A 15,997-nucleotide genomic window follows, 5' to 3' on the forward strand; every position below is an offset into this window, starting at 1 on the left:
GCATGTGAGGTTAATAAAATGAAGGACAAATTGAAATATATTGATGTATGCGTGCTAAAGATTATAGCAATCTCGATGGTTGTTGTGGCACATTATTTTAGATTCTTTGAGCCTACTTCACACTTGAACGGGTTGAAATCTAAAGGGTTCTTCGGTGCTGCACTTTTTGCATTTTTAAGTGGATATTTGGCTGATATCAATAATGGAAAAGTTTTCGGGGGGGGATGGCTGTTTCATAAAATCGGCTCGGTATATTTGCCCTATGTGATAACTAATTTAATTTCGATGTTTATGTATAAATCATGGGCATTTAATCCGCTGAAACAAGTTTTAATGGGAAGCAATGACGGGGTGCTTTGGTATGTGCCATTTATAATGGTGTTCTACATATTGTTTTTTATTGTCGAAATTAATGAGTGGCCGCGGTTAATTCTACCTAGTATGGGAGCAATGATATTTATTGTGCTAGAAATCGCAGGTGCGGACAGTCAATGGTACACATCTATTGGAGCTTTAATATTTGGCTTGTATGCTGACAGATTTAAAGATAATAATTTGAGGTCTGTTTTTCAAAGCGTGACGCTTTTTTTGCTCTGTTCAGTTGCCGCAATAAAGTTAGAAAATATTCCATTGTTAAAGGATGTACTAACAACGCTTGCAGGCATCGGATTTTGTGAGATGGTTTTTAATATTACCATGCTTGTTCCAAATAGAGAACCCAAAAATTGTAAGACATTGTTATCAATAGCAAGTGGTTCGGCCTATTGGACGTATTTGATTCATATGAAAGTTGGGTTTATTCTAAATAATCTGATGGCACCTTCGCTGCTTCCATTTTATCTTATATCAGTCGTAGCTGCTACTTTATTGAATGGGTGCTATTTGAAATTCAAAAGAGATTTGAATCGGCTTGATTTAAAATCGAAGTGAGACCTAGAAAACGACCATCTAGGCAGGTGGAATAATACGAAGGTTATGTTATCTGAACTGAAAAGAGATTTAGAACGTAACGGAGAACTAAAGAACTATGCTTTTTTTATATTTCGATATGGAAACTATTGTATGACATACAATGGCACATGTGCAAAAGTCTTTAGTATCCTATTCCGCCTTGTTATGAAATTGACATACAGCAAATAAAATCATATTCCTTTGGAAACAAATATGGGGGTTAAGAACACACCATCTTCTAGGAATTGTTTTGTCAGACAAAGCATCAATTGATGAGCAATGAACAATAATGCACCAAGTTATAATCGGTGTTGATGCATTGAAAAACAATAAGGCTCCAGTGATTGGAAACAATGTGCTTATTGGAGCAGTCGCAAAGATCATAGGCAATATAACTGTCGGAAACAACGTCGTTGGTGGAGCGGGTGCAATTGTTACAAAACCCGTTCCTGATGAAAAGACAGAGGTTGGAATTAATCGAATATTAGGATAATTGGTGGTGATGATATGGAGAAAGTTAAGGTCCTTCACATGGAACTCGATGTTCATATGGGAGGAATTGAGTCTTTCCTCTTTAATCTTTATAGTCAAATAGATAGAGAACGTGTACAATTCGATTTTGTGACAAGATCGAATAGCCCGGCAATGGAATCGGAATTAAGAGAACTCGGAGCGAAAATATATCGGGTTTCATCGTACAAAAACCCATTGGCATATATGCGTGATCTGAATGCAGTTATAGAATACGGTTATGACATAATTCATATTCATAAAAATTCCGCTGCTGTAATTCTGCCGTTTATTGTCGCGCATAAGCATAAAAACATTAGAGTCTTTGTACATTCGCATAATACAAGTCCAAGCATAGGTGGAGCAACTCAATTATTGCATATATTAAATAGAAATATTTTATGGAAATATTCGGATGAACATTTTGCGTGTTCACAGATTGCGGGCGAGTGGCTATACGGAAAAAATAAAACCTTCACTGTTTTAAAGAATGGAATTAATACCAATGCCTACAAATATGATTTGCAAAGGCGTATGGCTAAGAGAAAAGAGCTTGGAATAGCGGAAAATATATTTGCTATTGGTAATGTTGGTAGATTTACTGAGCAGAAAAACCAAAAGCGATTGGTACAAATATTTGAAGAATATATTCGGAAGAATAGCAATAGTGTGCTTTTGTTAGTTGGAGATGGAGAACAAAAAAATGTGGTTGAGAATTATTGCAAGGAAAGAAATCTGACAAAACATGTAATGTTTCTTGGAATTCGGAAAGATATTCCAGATTTGATGATGGCGATGGATGCTTTTGTAATGCCATCGATATATGAAGGATTGCCAATTGTGGCAATTGAAGCTCAGAGTGCAGGATTGCCACTTTATTTATCAAATACGATTTCTGATGAAACGGACATAACAAGCAATGTCAAATGGTTCTCATTGGAAGAAGATAATAAAGCAATTGCCGGAATAATATGCGATGAGCAGAGTACAACTCAGGAGCGAATAGAACGAAACAGTAAAGTTGTAACTGCTGGATTTGATATGGGAGAAACTGCAAAGATACTGCAAGATGCATATGTTGAGACTACGGAAAATAATCCAAGAAAAGAGGGGCAATCATGTACATTATAACATTCGTGATATCACTGCTATTGTTGCATATTTCAGAAAAAGCACAAAAAAAAAGCATAAAACGAATATTTGTTGCGATGGCACTATTATTGCCAAGTTGTTTGGCGGGGATAAGAGACTTCACTATCGGATGGGATGTTCTGCTATATGGAAAGGGCTGGTTTGAAAGAGCATGTGAGTACAACTCGCTGATAATATTTTTAGAAAAAGCGAATGAGTACAGTGTCGGAATAGGATATGCATTTATTAATTATTGTGTCTCAAGAGTAACACACAATTTTCATGTGTTTCTTTTTGTATATCAACTCATACAATTGTGTATTGTGTACTACACGGTCAAACCATTGAAAAAAGAGATAAGCCTAACATTTGCGTTTTTTGTCTATTTCTTTTCTTACTATAATCTGTCGCTGAATATTTTAAGGCAAATTATGGCGATAATGATTGTTTTCTTCGGCTATAGATTTATTTTAAATCATAAACCAATTAAATTTGTTTTAACGATAATTGTTGCATATACTTTTCATAATACAGCTATAGTAGGATTGGTTTTGTATCCTATAAACTGGGCGCTTAATAATAAACTACTAAAAAAACTGTCAAAAACTTTGATTGTCGTAGGTAGTGTTAGTGCTGCTATTGCGTATCAAGTGCTATTAGATGTATTTGCAAAGTTTGGATTATTACAGATTGAACGGTATTCTCATTATGCGTCTGATACAGAGGTTGGAGGGCGATACATAAGGTTGCTCTATTGGCTTATTATCTTAATTGCAATATTATGGAAAGGCAGAAAGTGTATAGCATATAATAGCAAGAACTTAACATTGGAAATGTATATGACAATGTCAGGAATCTTTTCTTTAATGGTATTCATGGGTAGTCCTTGGATTGTTCGGATTGTATATTATTTTGATGTATTTCAAATTATATTTTTACCTATGTTGGTTCAAAGATTGCCATTTGCTCTTGGAAAGAAGAAAACGATAGGATCCTATTTCATTGTAGGCATAATTATCATGGCTTTTTGGCTGTTTAATTATGTCCTGAGACGAGGCGGAAATACATATCCGTATATTTTTATGCGCAATTGATGCGATTCCATATTTGATATTATATTTGCAATAGAATAAATATAAATTGAAAAACTAAACGATAGGAAAATGCTATGGAAAATAAAAAGATAAAAATTGCATATTGTGTTAGTGGACTAGCTGGGGGCGTGTGTAATGTAATAGCAAATTATATGAAATACATGCCAGATGATTACGCTGTAGATATTATTACTCAAAATATAACTTCTGAAAAATATCGTGAATCGTATGAAAAACTAGGATTCAATATTGTACTGGTTCCAAGCAAATCAGAATCCATATTAGGAAATATATGCGCATTGTATAAATTAATGCAGTCTCAAAAATATGATATTGTACATGCGCATATGACATTGACAAATTTCTTCCCTCTGTTTGTGGCCGGTTTGTGTGGCATTAAAATCAGAGTGAGTCATTCACATATGGCGGGAAAAATAACAATCAAAAGTAAACTGCTATCTTTTTTATCATGTAAAGTGGCAACTGATTATTTTGCATGTGGAGAAAATGCAGGAAAATATTTATATGGTTGTCGGGAATTTCAAATAATAAATAATGCGATCGAGTTAGATAAATATTCTCCCAATGCTGAAACTAGAAAAATCCAACGAAATAAGCTTGGAATAAATGAAGAAACAACAGTGCTAGGCCATGTGGGAAGATTTACTTATCAAAAAAATCATGAAAGAATAATAGACATATTTGGAAAATTCAATAAAATTAATCCAGATTCAGTACTTCTGCTAGTGGGTGGAGGAGAAAAATATCAAGAAATTACTAGAATTGTATCCGAAAAAAAACTTAAAGATAAAGTTATTTTTACAGGCATCATTGATGATGTATATAATGTGATTCAAGTGATGGATTTGTTCCTGCTTCCATCTTTTTATGAGGACTATGTTTGGCGGCTGTAGAAATTCAGGCGTGTGGAATACCATGCTTGTTTTCTGATCGTGTGGCTTATGAAACAAAGATAAATCAGAATGTGGAGTTCTTTTCTTTGAATGAAAGTAATGATGTAATCAATACAAAAATAAAAAAAACTATTGGCAATGGATAGACAAATTGATAAAGAGAGCTTTGCTCAACGAGGATTTGATATACGGGTAGAAGCTTCCAAACTTGATCAATTCTACAAAAGGAGGATGAAGGATGAATATATGGAGCGTACCTGAATCTATTATAAGAAAAATGAAAATTTTTTATTTTGATCTAAGATATAGAGATAGAGTCGTGTTTAATGGAATAATTAAATTCCGTGCTGGATTTAAAATTGTCATTGATGATAATGGAAAGGTGATTTTTGGGAATAGATGTTTTTTCAATAATTATTGCTCAATTAATTGTAAGAGTTCAATTGTAATAGGGGACTATTGTATTTTTGGTGAAAATGTAAAAATTTATGACCATAATCACTGCTATGTGGATGAGAATATACCGATAGCTGATCAGGGATTTAAAGCAAAACCGGTTCATATTGGAAAAAATTGTTGGATAGGAAGTAATTGTGTCATTCTACCTGGTGTTACAATTGGCAATCATAGCGTAATCGGAGCGGGGTGTATAATATATAAGGACATTCCTGAAGACTCTCTTGTAACATGTGGAAACAAGTTGAATATAAGAAGGATTGACATAGGAGTAAGATGAATGAGTGCGATTAAACTAACAGTATACTGTTTAACATATAATCATGAAAACTATATTCGACAAACACTAGAATCTTTTTTGCATCAGAAAACAAAATATCGATTTAAAGTTATAGTTCATGACGATGCGTCTACGGACAATACGCAGTACATAATAAAAGAATATGCAAATCAATATCCTGATATAATTGAGCCGATTTTGCAAACAGAAAATCAGTACTCAAAAGGTATCGATATTGTAAAGCAGTTTATACTGCCAAATATTGAGGGTGATTATATTGCCACATGTGAAGGTGATGATTATTGGTTAGATGAGAAAAAAATAGATAGACAAATAGATTTTCTCGAAAGTCACAATGATTACTCTGCGTGTGTCCATAATTCGGTTTTTTACAATATGAAAACAGGAAAGAAAAAACCTTTTAACTCTAACGTTACAAAAGAGCAGGATATTCAGTTGGAAAATGTTGTTGATGGTGTTACGGGGGTTTTCCATACAAGTTCGGTCATGTATAGGAAGGGGATTGCTTTTCAGGAACATAGCTTTTTAAATTGCATGAAGGGAGTTGGCGATTACCCCAAAGCAATTTTGATGGCAATAAATGGAAAAATACGATATTTTCCTCAACAAATGTCGGTATATAGATTTGCATCTACAGGTACATCATGGACAAGCAAAAATACAGGAATCTCTAGTATCCCGAATAGAATTTCTCATAGAGAAAATGAAGTGGATATGTTACAACATTTGTTAAATGAAAAGCCTGAAATAGAGAAAATCGTGAAACCGGTAATAATCCAAAAGAAATTTGATGTTTGTGTTTTGCGTGGGGATATGAGCAGTATACATAAAGATAAAGAACTTACAGAGCTTTATAAAAAAACGAAATTAAAAAAGCGAGTTACTATCCTAGGACACATTATACTAGCTAAAATTCCAAAAGCAAAGAAGATCTGTTAAGAAAGCACTTTGGAAAGGATGACAATTAATATGAGAGTGAAATGTGATGAATGAAACAAGAAAAACGTTAACTAATTTTTTGTGGCGCTTTGCAGAAAGGTGTGGAGCCCAGGCTGTAACTTTGATTGTATCAATTGTTCTGGCACGTATTTTAACACCTAATGATTTTGGAACAGTGTCATTGGTGATGGTTTTTACTACTATAATGCAGGTCTTTGTCGATAGTGGACTTGGAACGGCACTGATTCAAAAGAAAGATGCTGATGACTTGGATTTTTCTTCAGTTTTCTATTTTAACTTTGCAGTATGCTTGATTTTATATGCGGTAATGTTCGTAGTTGCACCTATAATTGCAGTGTTTTACAATGATACATCTCTTACATCAATTATCCGTGTGATCAGTCTTACGATTATTATTTCTGGCATGAAGGGTATTCAACAGTCATACGTTTCACGGAATATGATGTTCAAGAGATTTTTCTTCGCGACCTTGGGCGGAACAATTTTCTCGGCATTTCTTGGGATTGGTATGGCGTATGCAGGGTGCGGCGTGTGGTCAATTGTCGCACAGCAATTATCAAATACAGCAATCGATACATTGATTCTTTGGATTACAGTAAAGTGGAGACCTAAGAAAATGTTTTCGTGGGAACGATTAAAGTGCTTGCTATCTTATGGATGGAAGTTGTTGGCGTCTTCTCTATTAGATACAGTGTATAACAATTTGCGTAATTTGATTATTGGAAAGATTTATACATCGGCTGATTTAGCATACTATAACCAAGGGGATAAATTTCCTAAAGTAATTGTGACGAATATAAATGCTTCAATTGACAGTGTATTATTACCGTCAATGGCTGGGCAGCAAGAACATCGTGATCGAGTTAAGAGCATGACTCGTCGTGCGATAAAAACTAGTACATATATTATGGCACCTTTGATGATGGGACTAATGTTCTGTGCGGAGCCGGTGGTTAAATTGCTTTTAACCGATAAGTGGTTGCCGTGTGTTCCTTACTTGAGAATCTTCTGCTTCACATATATGTTTTGGCCTATCCACACTGCAAATCTCAATGCTATTAAAGCTATGGGACGAAGTGATCTTTTTCTTGGGCTGGAAATTGTAAAAAAGGTAGTAGGTATAACATTACTTTTGCTTACAATGAGAATTAGCGTTATGGCAATGGCATTTAGCTTGATAATTTCGAGCGTGTTTAGTCAAATAATAAATTCATGGCCTAATTGGAAATTACTGGATTACAATTATTTTGAGCAGCTAAGAGATATACTTCCGCCTATTATTATTGCGTTGCTTATGGGAGTCGTTGTCTATTTTGTAGGGCTTCTCCAGTTGCCAACAATTATTGTGATATTTATTCAGATTATCACAGGTGCTGCAATTTATATTGGAGTATCTTTGGTATTGCATTTAGAGGAATTTGAATATCTGTTCGGAATGATTAAATCGTTTTTGAAAAGATGAGGAGGTTTGAATTTATGGAAAACAAAATTTTGGTAACTCGTTCGTCAATGCCAGAGCTTGATGAGTATATGAACGAAATTACATCGATGTGGGATAGTCATTGGCTGACCAATATGGGACCGAAACACAAGGAACTTCAGGTAAATCTGTGCGATTACCTCGGAGTTGAAAACATTGATCTTCTAACAAATGGTCATATGGCATTGGAACTCACATTGCAGGCTATGAATTTGCAAGGGGAAGTTATCACGACGCCGTTTACTTTTGCATCTACAACCCATGCGATTGTCCGTAATGGATTGACCCCGGTGTTTTGTGATATTGACCCGGATACCTATTGTATGGATGCAAGAAAAATTGAAAAGTTGATTACGGATCGTACTTGCGCAATCATGCCAGTTCATGTATATGGAAATGTGTGTAATATCGAAGAAATTGAACGCATTGCACATAAGTATGAACTGAAGGTTATTTATGATGCTGCGCATACGTTTGGCGAAACGTATAAGGGAAAGGGAATTGGCTCTTTCGGTGATGCTTCGTGCTTTAGTTTTCACGCCACAAAGGTATTCAATAGTATCGAAGGCGGTGCTGTCTGCTATAAGGATAAGCAGTTGGGGGCTAAACTTTATGAATTGAAGAATTTTGGTATCCACGGACCAGAGGAAGTGCCTGCTATTGGTGCAAATGCAAAAATGAATGAGTTCTGTGCAGCAATGGGAGTTTGCAATCTTCGTCATGTCGATGGGGAAATTGCAAAGCGCAAGGCTGTGGTCGAGAGATATCGCGAAAGATTGAGCAGTGTGGATGGAATCCAACTTAATTGCGTTCAGGATGATGTGAAGAGCAATTATGCATATTTCCCTGTTGTATTCGAAGAAAAATTATTCGGTGCAAGTCGCGCAGAAGTATTTGACAAATTAGCAGAAAACGGAATTGGGGCCAGAAAGTATTTTTACCCTCTGACCAATACATTTGAGTGCTTCCACGGAAAGTATGATGTTACGAAGACACCTGTTGCCTTACATATCAGTAAACGAGTACTTACGTTGCCTTTGTATGCTGATTTGGCACTGGAGGACGTAGATAGGATCTGCAATATTATTTTGAGTTGCAAATACTAAGGAGGGAATAACGTGAAAAAATTGATGGTTTTGGGAGGATCGCGCTATGCACTCCCGGTGATTAAAGCAGCACATGATCTTGGAATTTATGTGATTACTTGTGACTATCTACCAAATAACATTGCACACAAGTATTCTGATGAATATTGCAATGTCAGCATTATCGACAAGGAAAAGACACTTGAGACGGCAAAGAAGTTGAATATTGATGGCATCATGTCTTTTGCCTGTGATCCTGGCGTTATTACGGCAGCTTATGTGGCAGAACAAATGGGACTGCCCAATGTGGGACCGTACGAGTCGGTTTGCATATTGCAAAATAAAGGGAAATTTCGTGAGTTTCTGGCGAAGCATGGCTTTACTGTTCCGACGGCAAAAGGCTACAAGAATGTTGATGAAGCATTAAAAGATGTTGAGATGTTCCATTGGCCGGTAATCGTCAAACCTACCGATTCGGCTGGTAGCAAAGGTGTAACTCGTGTGGATGAACCAAGGAATTTGAAAAAGAGCATCCAGTATGCCCTGTCATACTCGCACTCGGACGAGTTCATTATCGAGGATTTTATCACGCAGCATGGCTATTCATCCGACACAGATAGTTTCTCTATCGATGGCGAGTTGAAGTTTGTATCCTTCGATTGTCAGAGATTTGACCGAGATGCAAAGAATCCGTACACACCGGCTGCCTTTAGTTGGCCATCCTCAATGACTACGGAGCATCAAGAAGAGTTGAAGAATGAGATTCAGCGTCTTCTCAAATTGCTGAAGATGAAAACTGCGGTTTACAATATTGAAACGCGCGAAGGAACTGACGGTAAAGCGTATATTATGGAAATGTCTCCTCGTGGCGGTGGAAACCGTCTGGCAGAATGTTTACGTTACGCAACTGGTGTGGACATGATTACAAATATGGTAAAGTATTCGGTTGGCTTACCAATCGATGAAATCCAGCAGAAGCCCTATAACGGTTGCTGGGCTGAAATTATTCTTCATAGTGACGAGCCGGGCGTCTTTAAGGAACTTTGGATTTCGGATGAGATTGCAGAAGATGTGGTGGAGCGGGATCTTTGGATTGAAGAAGGCACCGCTGTTGGAGGATTTGAAGCAGCCAATGAAGCAATTGGTACACTGGTTCTCAGATTTGACAGCCAAGAGAGGATTGAAGAAGTCCTCGGCAACCAAAATAAATATGTAAAAGTTGTATTAAAGTAATTACCAGAAAGGAAGGCACAATGAAAAAAATCGTTGTATTTGGTGCTAGTGGAGATACCGGACAATATTTTATAAAGTACTTTTTAGAGCACTATAAGAATGAAAAATATCAAATTGTTGCAACCGGCACTCGCGAAACAGATTATTTTGACCAATTGGATGTTCCGTATTATCGGGTGGATATCACAAATAAGGATGAATTTTCAAAACTTCCAAATGATGTTTATGCCGTGGTTGATCTCGCTGGTGCGATGCCAGCGAGAATGAAAGGATACAATCCTTATAAGTATATCGATGTAAACATTACTGGCAATCTGAATATATTAGAATATTGCAGAAAAAACAATGCGGATCGTATTTTGTTTGCGCAGAGTTTTGGCGATATCAAAGATTATGGAGACGAAAATCCACTTTTGACGGTGGACTTACCGCGTAAATTCAGTTTCACGACAGACCATACTATTTATGTGATGTCGAAAAACTTTGCGGTAGATATGATTGAAAACTACCATCAGATGTATGGTCTGAAGAGATTTATTTTTAGACTGCCGACCATCTATCTCTATTCACCAATCGATACGTTTTATGTAGATGGCGTAGAGAGAAAAATTGGATACCGATTTCTCATTGATAAAGCAATAGCAGGAGAGCCCATTGAAGTGTGGGGGGATTCAAGTCGCGTAAAAGATATGGTTTATGTCAAAGATTTCTGCCAAATGCTCTATAAAGCACTGTTTGTGAATCGAAATTGTGGATATTACAATGTTGGTACGGGCGTTGGAACTTCACTTTTAGACCAAATCAAAGGAATCGTTGATGTATTTGGAGAAAACGGTAAGAAATCAAAAATTATAATGCGACCGGATAAGCCTAATGCACCGCAATATATTATGGATATAACACCAGCCGTACAAGAACTTGGATATCATCCTCAATATAGCTATTTGGAAATGTTGCAGGATTTCAAGAAAGAAATGCAAAATAGCATGATTAGCTGTAATTCACGGTGACTGATATCCGCGCTGTATTTCATGCGGAATTTAGTACGGAGAGAAATACAAATAAATCATTAATAAATGTTGTGAGAATTGAATGAAATATGCCTGTGTACTTCGGTACATGGGCTATGCTACTCGAATCATTGCATACCTCTACGAGGTGAGTAGTAGGCAACGTAATGTTACATTATTACGGCAGAAATGCATTGAAAACGACTATAAGTAATGTAGCCGAACAAGTGAGAACATTTATGAGGAATGAATTATGAATATAAAAATTGTGACTTGTCACTATGCATATAATTATGGCGCTGTCCTTCAGACATATGCACTCTGCAAGTTTCTTAATGATTGTGGAAACAATGCAAAGGTGATTAATTACAGACCATGGTATTATAAAGGGTCGACCAAAACAAAAAACAAGCTAAAGTTATTGTTGAGAAAAGTGATTAGAATTCCAGATAATTATAAGTCTGAGAAAGTGTTTTATGGATTCCTAAAGAAATATGTACCGCTGACTGCAGAATACAAAAACTATAAAGAAGTTGAAAAATCTGAAAGCGAGGCAGACCTGTTTATCGCTGGCAGCGATCAAATCTGGAATTTCAATCTGCCAAATGGAAAAGATGGCGTTTTTTACTTGACTTCGTCAAAAAGGGAAGGAAATCATCTTATGCTGCCAGTCTTGGAATGGATTCCTTGACAAATGAACAGCTTGTAACTTTAAAAGATAAATTAAAACGTTTTGACTATGTGTCACTGCGAGAAAAATCGGCGAGATATATTTTTGAAGCAGCAGGTTTGCAAAATATTCAAGTCGTTTCTGATCCAGTATACCTTTTAAGCCGATATGAGTGGAATAGTATTTCAAAAAAACCTGACAATATGCCAAGCGGGAAATATATTTTAGTGTATGCATTTAATAGACAAAAGGAAATATTTGACTTTGGTAAAAAAATGGCAAAAAAATATGGCTTCAAAGTTTTGTCAGTAAATACTTTTTGGGAAGACATTTTAAATAAGACAGATCACTATTTCTGGAATTGTATGCCGGAGGAGTTTCTTTATCTGGTTAGTCATGCAGAGTGCGTTGTTACAAATTCCTTTCACGGTCTTTCGTTTTCTATGATTTTTAATAAGCCGGTAATTCTTTTTGAAAAGGATGATAAGGGAAATTCAAGAATGAATGACCTAATCGATGTGCTGGATGCATATGAAGTGAAGGATAAAACTGTGAAAGAGCAAGTAGCAATACCAAAAATTGATTTTGATGTCATAAATAAAAATATCGATTCTTATCGTGCCCGGTCAATTCAGTATTTGGACCTTTTGACAGAGGGGGATAAAGAAAAATGAAGACGGTGTGTGAGCTGAATAAATGTACAGGCTGTATGGCGTGTGCAGATGTATGTACAAAAGCGGTGATAGATGTACACGTTGACATGGAGGCATGTAATGCGGAAATAGATGACCAGAAGTGCATTGATTGCGGAGCTTGTAGTAGGGTATGCCAAGTGAATGCCCCTGTTGTATTAAAAAAGCCTATAAGTTGGTATCAAGGATGGTCAAGGGATGAAACAACTAGAGAAAACTGTGCTTCTGGCGGATTTGCAACGGAAATATCAAGAGCATTTATAAGTCAAGGGGGAATTGTATTTACCTGTGTATTTGAAAATGGAGAGTTCATATATTCTGCTATTGAAACACTAGAAGATTTGACTAAGATTGCTGGATCCAAATATATAAAAAGTAACCCATCTGGTATGTATAAGGCTGTACGAAGAAGGCTGCTTGCTGGTGAAAAAGTGTTGCTTATTGGATTGCCATGTCATATTGCAGGTGTGAAAAACTATTTGACAGATAAATTAAAGGAAAATTTGTATACAATTGATTTAATATGTCATGGGTCTCCAGCACCAGAATTGTTGAAGCTTTTTCTGAAAGAACATGAAATTGAATTGAATTCAATTTCAGCAATTCGATTTCGTCAGAAAGATCATTTTCAGGTTGAGCAGAAAGAAGAAAATGATTACAAAAATGTTGGAGCGAAAGGCGTATTGGACTCGTACATGATAGGTTTTCTTGGAGGTTTATTTTATACAGAAAACTGTTATGAATGTAAGTATGCACAGTTGAATCGAGTTTCCGACATTACAATTGGGGATTCATGGGGAAGTGAGTTGCCGACTGAGGAACAAAAAAAAGGAATTTCACTTGCCTTGTGCCAAACAAAAAAAGGTGAACAGATTCTAAAAGTGTCAAATGTTGAATTGCGGACAGTTGATTTGAGTCTAGCACTGCAACATAATCATCAGCTTGTAGCTCCATCTGCTATTCCAAAGCAGCGTAACAATTTTTTTGAGGGAATTCATTCAAACAAAAGTTTTGATTCTATGATTTGGAAAACCTGTTTTGTGAAAAGTGTAAAGCAAGAAATCAAGAAAATACTTATTCGTCTGAAAATTTATAGGGGGGGAAAGGCTGAATATAGCATATCTGTAAAAAATAATGACTTTTGATTAAAAGTATATTCGAATTATAACGGTGGATGAGAGGATTATGGCGGAATTGATAGATACAATAGTATAGGCAGAGCAAGCTACTGGGAAATTGAAAATGCAGCCCCAAAGTTTGATGACGATAAAGGCGTATCATTGGTTTTGGTGAATAACGAAGCAGATGAAAACGTATTTGAAGGCGTGAAAGACAAATTAGTCTGGAAGCAAACAGAACTAAAAGAGGCTCTTCATTTAAATGTGGGGCAAAATGTCCCGAAAGTACCGAAAACTAAGGAAGAATTGCTTTATAAGAACTGAATAATTGAAAAAAAGGTAACTTTAATAAACTGACTATGTGATGGTCAAAAAAAGAAGTGGATATTTGGTCATATAACGACCACCCTACAATGCGTATGAGAGGACGAGATAGTCCTTTTTTTCGTGGAAATTTATTAAGTATCTACCTCCTGATTGTTTGATCACGACATGGGCAGTTTATTACTGCCGGATCCATGGTTTATCCGTAAAGTTTTGGAAATGAGATTCCATTTTTCGCAAGGATATCCTGAAGGGTGAAAGAATACTCTTGAAGAGTATGATAGTCCTCTCTGAGCTGTTGAAAGGATCTCTCGGCTTCATGGATGGTATTTTCTGCACGACAAGCTCTGTTTCGAGTTCCTGAATGTAGAGCTTGTAGGGGAATGGTTCATTAGCAAATTCAAAATCGTTACGGTTGATCATAGCTGAGATCCCCCTTTCTTTGTGCGGTTACGTTGGAAGAGCGTTGCCGGACTGGTGACAAACTGTGTGGAACTGCATGTGAGCAGGATCCGCTTTCGAAAGGACTCGAAGTTGTGAAGTCCATAACAGATCCGTTTCAGAACCTTGATTCGGTTGTTGTAGCCCTCACAGACACCGTTGGATTTATTGTATTTCCAGGTGTTCTGTATGTATCCACGCCAGTGGCGGACCATGTTTGCAACATGGCGTATTTCCGGAACGTCAGAAGAGCAGTAAACTTCGAGCCATTCGGTCAGCTGTGCACGCTGGAGAGCAGGTATGGTCATGTCGTTGATGTAGTGGAAACACTGAAGTGCCTGATAGGCTTCATTGAGATAAGGATAGGATTTCAGAAGCTTGTCGATGCGTTTTTTCACAACCAGGGCTTTCCGGTCATACTTGGAATCGATGCCGGACTCCTTGGCAACGAGCATGCGCATGGATCCCTTCAGCAACCGGTAGTTTGGAGCAGATGGATCCAGATCACGCTGGAGCTGCACTCGGATCGAGCTGACACATTCATTCAGATGTTTGATGACATGGAACATATCGATGCAGATCATGGCGCGAGGGAACATTTCTTTCGCAACAGAAACAAAGCCGTTGTGCATGTCACAGCAGTAGAAGCGGACTTTGTCACGTTCGGATTTGGGAAACTGACGGAAGTATTTTTTGAGGTCAGCAACCCGGATCACAGGAAGGACATCGATGACGGAACGATTATCACCATCGACGATGTTGGTGTGGTATTTGCCTTTGAGCCAGCGATGCCGGTCACTGTCCCAGATGTCGCTGTCGCCTTTGAATTCATCAATGGCGATGGTTTCGGGAAGCTTGCTGACAGTATCAAAGCTGATCAGATCGAGGATGGAGTAGACGATAGATTCGGATACGCCGTTTTCTTCTGCGACAGCTCTGAGAGACTGCATTTTCGTCAGTGAGAGACAGATGTCGATGTAGAGAAGCTGAGTGATGTGGAGCGTCGGATGAAGCCATTCCGGATGCTGCATGAAAGTACGGCGGCAGGATTTGCAGTAGTAGCGTTTCCGCTGCATGTGCAGGTGAGTTGATCTGTGGTGGACTGCAGAGTGGTATACCGTGTAGTCTCTGCTGGAATTTTTGATTGTACAGTCATGAGAACCGCAGTGAGGACAGACTCGTTCTGATTCTGGAAAAGAGATCCAGAGTTCCTCGTAGTTAGAGCGGTGTGCCAGTTTTTTGACGGTTACCTCTGCCGGAAGACCGGCTAAGGAATTTATGATTTTCGTAGTCATTGTTGCTACCTCCTGTTGTTTTTATTTATTGTCTGTCGGAAAGACAATATGATGCCATTATAGCATCGAACCGGTGGCAACAGTGGTTTCGCAAGTCGTAAATTTAAGACTTGCTGTGGATGTCCCCAGAAAAGAAAGAAGAACTACTGAAAAAGAAGGGGATTTTAGAGAAAACCCCAGAAAAGGAAGTAGAATCCCCCAGAGAAAAAGGAGAACCGATTTGTTACTCAAACTGATATGTAATGACTTTTGTCAAGAGTAAATTCGAAAAAAATCAAAAAAAATTAATTATTCTGTTTTCTGAAGGCACCCAGAAAGAGCTTCGGAGTATC

Annotated in this window: 18 protein-coding genes; 16 read left to right on the forward strand and 2 right to left on the reverse strand. The window is 37.3% G+C overall.

Annotated features, from left to right (window positions below):
• The first annotated feature begins 18 nt into the window (after positions 1-18).
• The 16 genes from DXA20_RS03610 (at position 19) to DXA20_RS16090 (ending at position 13,929) form a co-directional block, all read left to right on the forward strand.
• The gene (locus tag DXA20_RS03610) at positions 19-930 is read left to right on the forward strand and encodes an acyltransferase family protein (RefSeq protein WP_158577118.1); all 912 of its coding nucleotides are present in this window, start codon (positions 19-21) and stop codon (positions 928-930) included.
• Positions 931-1,291: 361 nt separating this feature from the next.
• Positions 1,292-1,444 (forward strand): hypothetical protein, encoded by a 153-nt coding sequence (locus DXA20_RS16340; RefSeq protein WP_243100523.1) that lies wholly within the window; start codon positions 1,292-1,294, stop codon positions 1,442-1,444.
• A gap of 14 nt (positions 1,445-1,458) precedes the next feature.
• The gene (locus DXA20_RS03620) at positions 1,459-2,592 is read left to right on the forward strand and encodes a glycosyltransferase family 1 protein (RefSeq protein WP_118559340.1); all 1,134 of its coding nucleotides are present in this window, start codon (positions 1,459-1,461) and stop codon (positions 2,590-2,592) included.
• Positions 2,580-3,686 (forward strand): EpsG family protein, encoded by a 1,107-nt coding sequence (locus DXA20_RS03625; RefSeq protein WP_118559341.1) that lies wholly within the window; start codon positions 2,580-2,582, stop codon positions 3,684-3,686. The genes DXA20_RS03620 and DXA20_RS03625 overlap by 13 nt, the downstream gene beginning before the upstream one ends.
• Positions 3,687-3,760: 74 nt before the next feature.
• A complete protein-coding gene (locus DXA20_RS03630; protein WP_118559342.1) occupies positions 3,761-4,600 on the forward strand; it encodes a glycosyltransferase in 840 nt (279 codons plus the stop codon).
• A complete protein-coding gene (locus DXA20_RS16000; RefSeq protein WP_147403689.1) occupies positions 4,588-4,746 on the forward strand; it encodes a glycosyltransferase family 1 protein in 159 nt (52 codons plus the stop codon). The genes DXA20_RS03630 and DXA20_RS16000 overlap by 13 nt, the downstream gene beginning before the upstream one ends.
• 92 nt (positions 4,747-4,838) lie before the next feature.
• A complete protein-coding gene (locus DXA20_RS03635) occupies positions 4,839-5,336 on the forward strand; it encodes an acyltransferase (protein ID WP_118559343.1) in 498 nt (165 codons plus the stop codon).
• Positions 5,337-6,296 (forward strand): glycosyltransferase, encoded by a 960-nt coding sequence (locus DXA20_RS03640; RefSeq protein WP_118559344.1) that lies wholly within the window; start codon positions 5,337-5,339, stop codon positions 6,294-6,296.
• 46 nt (positions 6,297-6,342) lie between these two features.
• Positions 6,343-7,779, forward strand: coding sequence for a lipopolysaccharide biosynthesis protein (locus tag DXA20_RS03645; RefSeq protein WP_118559345.1), 1,437 nt, complete (start codon positions 6,343-6,345; stop codon positions 7,777-7,779).
• A gap of 14 nt (positions 7,780-7,793) precedes the next feature.
• A complete protein-coding gene (locus DXA20_RS03650) occupies positions 7,794-8,903 on the forward strand; it encodes a DegT/DnrJ/EryC1/StrS family aminotransferase (protein ID WP_118559346.1) in 1,110 nt (369 codons plus the stop codon).
• A gap of 12 nt (positions 8,904-8,915) precedes the next feature.
• On the forward strand, positions 8,916-10,115 hold the full coding sequence (locus tag DXA20_RS03655; RefSeq protein WP_199877046.1) for an ATP-grasp domain-containing protein: 1,200 nt from the start codon (positions 8,916-8,918) through the stop codon (positions 10,113-10,115).
• Between the two features lie 20 nt (positions 10,116-10,135).
• Positions 10,136-11,125: an NAD-dependent epimerase/dehydratase family protein gene (locus DXA20_RS03660; RefSeq protein WP_118559347.1), complete on the forward strand. Its 990-nt coding sequence runs from the start codon at positions 10,136-10,138 to the stop codon at positions 11,123-11,125.
• Between the two features lie 253 nt (positions 11,126-11,378).
• Positions 11,379-11,816 (forward strand): polysaccharide pyruvyl transferase family protein, encoded by a 438-nt coding sequence (locus DXA20_RS17080; protein WP_118559348.1) that lies wholly within the window; start codon positions 11,379-11,381, stop codon positions 11,814-11,816.
• On the forward strand, positions 11,711-12,469 hold the full coding sequence (locus tag DXA20_RS03670; RefSeq protein ID WP_118559349.1) for a polysaccharide pyruvyl transferase family protein: 759 nt from the start codon (positions 11,711-11,713) through the stop codon (positions 12,467-12,469). Before DXA20_RS17080 ends, DXA20_RS03670 begins: the two co-directional genes overlap by 106 nt.
• The gene (locus DXA20_RS03675; RefSeq protein ID WP_118559350.1) at positions 12,466-13,632 is read left to right on the forward strand and encodes a Coenzyme F420 hydrogenase/dehydrogenase, beta subunit C-terminal domain; all 1,167 of its coding nucleotides are present in this window, start codon (positions 12,466-12,468) and stop codon (positions 13,630-13,632) included. The genes DXA20_RS03670 and DXA20_RS03675 overlap by 4 nt, the downstream gene beginning before the upstream one ends.
• A gap of 135 nt (positions 13,633-13,767) precedes the next feature.
• Entirely contained in the window at positions 13,768-13,929 is a 162-nt protein-coding gene (locus DXA20_RS16090; protein WP_158577119.1) for a hypothetical protein, read from the forward strand.
• Between the two features lie 180 nt (positions 13,930-14,109).
• Here the strand turns inward: DXA20_RS16090 and DXA20_RS03680 are convergent, their stop codons facing one another.
• Positions 14,110-14,352: a hypothetical protein gene (locus tag DXA20_RS03680; protein ID WP_118559351.1), complete on the reverse strand. Its 243-nt coding sequence runs from the start codon at positions 14,350-14,352 to the stop codon at positions 14,110-14,112.
• Positions 14,349-15,665, reverse strand: a complete 1,317-nt coding sequence (locus tag DXA20_RS03685; protein ID WP_118559352.1) for an ISL3 family transposase — start codon at positions 15,663-15,665, stop codon at positions 14,349-14,351. The genes DXA20_RS03680 and DXA20_RS03685 overlap by 4 nt, the downstream gene beginning before the upstream one ends.
• Positions 15,666-15,997: the final 332 nt, after the last annotated feature.

The organism is Roseburia sp. AM59-24XD (genome assembly GCF_003478445.1).
GTDB lineage: Bacteria > Bacillota > Clostridia > Lachnospirales > Lachnospiraceae > Jutongia.

Coding starts and splice junctions, on each gene's coding strand:
- DXA20_RS03635 (WP_118559343.1), top strand. CDS start 4,839: ATGAATATATGGAGCGTACCTGAATCTATTATAAGAAAAATGAAAATT.
- DXA20_RS03685 (WP_118559352.1), bottom strand. CDS start 15,665: ATGACTACGAAAATCATAAATTCCTTAGCCGGTCTTCCGGCAGAGGTA.
- DXA20_RS17080 (WP_118559348.1), top strand. CDS start 11,379: ATGAATATAAAAATTGTGACTTGTCACTATGCATATAATTATGGCGCT.
- DXA20_RS03650 (WP_118559346.1), top strand. CDS start 7,794: ATGGAAAACAAAATTTTGGTAACTCGTTCGTCAATGCCAGAGCTTGAT.
- DXA20_RS03680 (WP_118559351.1), bottom strand. CDS start 14,352: ATGATCAACCGTAACGATTTTGAATTTGCTAATGAACCATTCCCCTAC.
- DXA20_RS03660 (WP_118559347.1), top strand. CDS start 10,136: ATGAAAAAAATCGTTGTATTTGGTGCTAGTGGAGATACCGGACAATAT.
- DXA20_RS03640 (WP_118559344.1), top strand. CDS start 5,337: ATGAGTGCGATTAAACTAACAGTATACTGTTTAACATATAATCATGAA.
- DXA20_RS03675 (WP_118559350.1), top strand. CDS start 12,466: ATGAAGACGGTGTGTGAGCTGAATAAATGTACAGGCTGTATGGCGTGT.
- DXA20_RS03645 (WP_118559345.1), top strand. CDS start 6,343: ATGAATGAAACAAGAAAAACGTTAACTAATTTTTTGTGGCGCTTTGCA.
- DXA20_RS03625 (WP_118559341.1), top strand. CDS start 2,580: ATGTACATTATAACATTCGTGATATCACTGCTATTGTTGCATATTTCA.
- DXA20_RS03620 (WP_118559340.1), top strand. CDS start 1,459: ATGGAGAAAGTTAAGGTCCTTCACATGGAACTCGATGTTCATATGGGA.
- DXA20_RS03610 (WP_158577118.1), top strand. CDS start 19: ATGAAGGACAAATTGAAATATATTGATGTATGCGTGCTAAAGATTATA.
- DXA20_RS03630 (WP_118559342.1), top strand. CDS start 3,761: ATGGAAAATAAAAAGATAAAAATTGCATATTGTGTTAGTGGACTAGCT.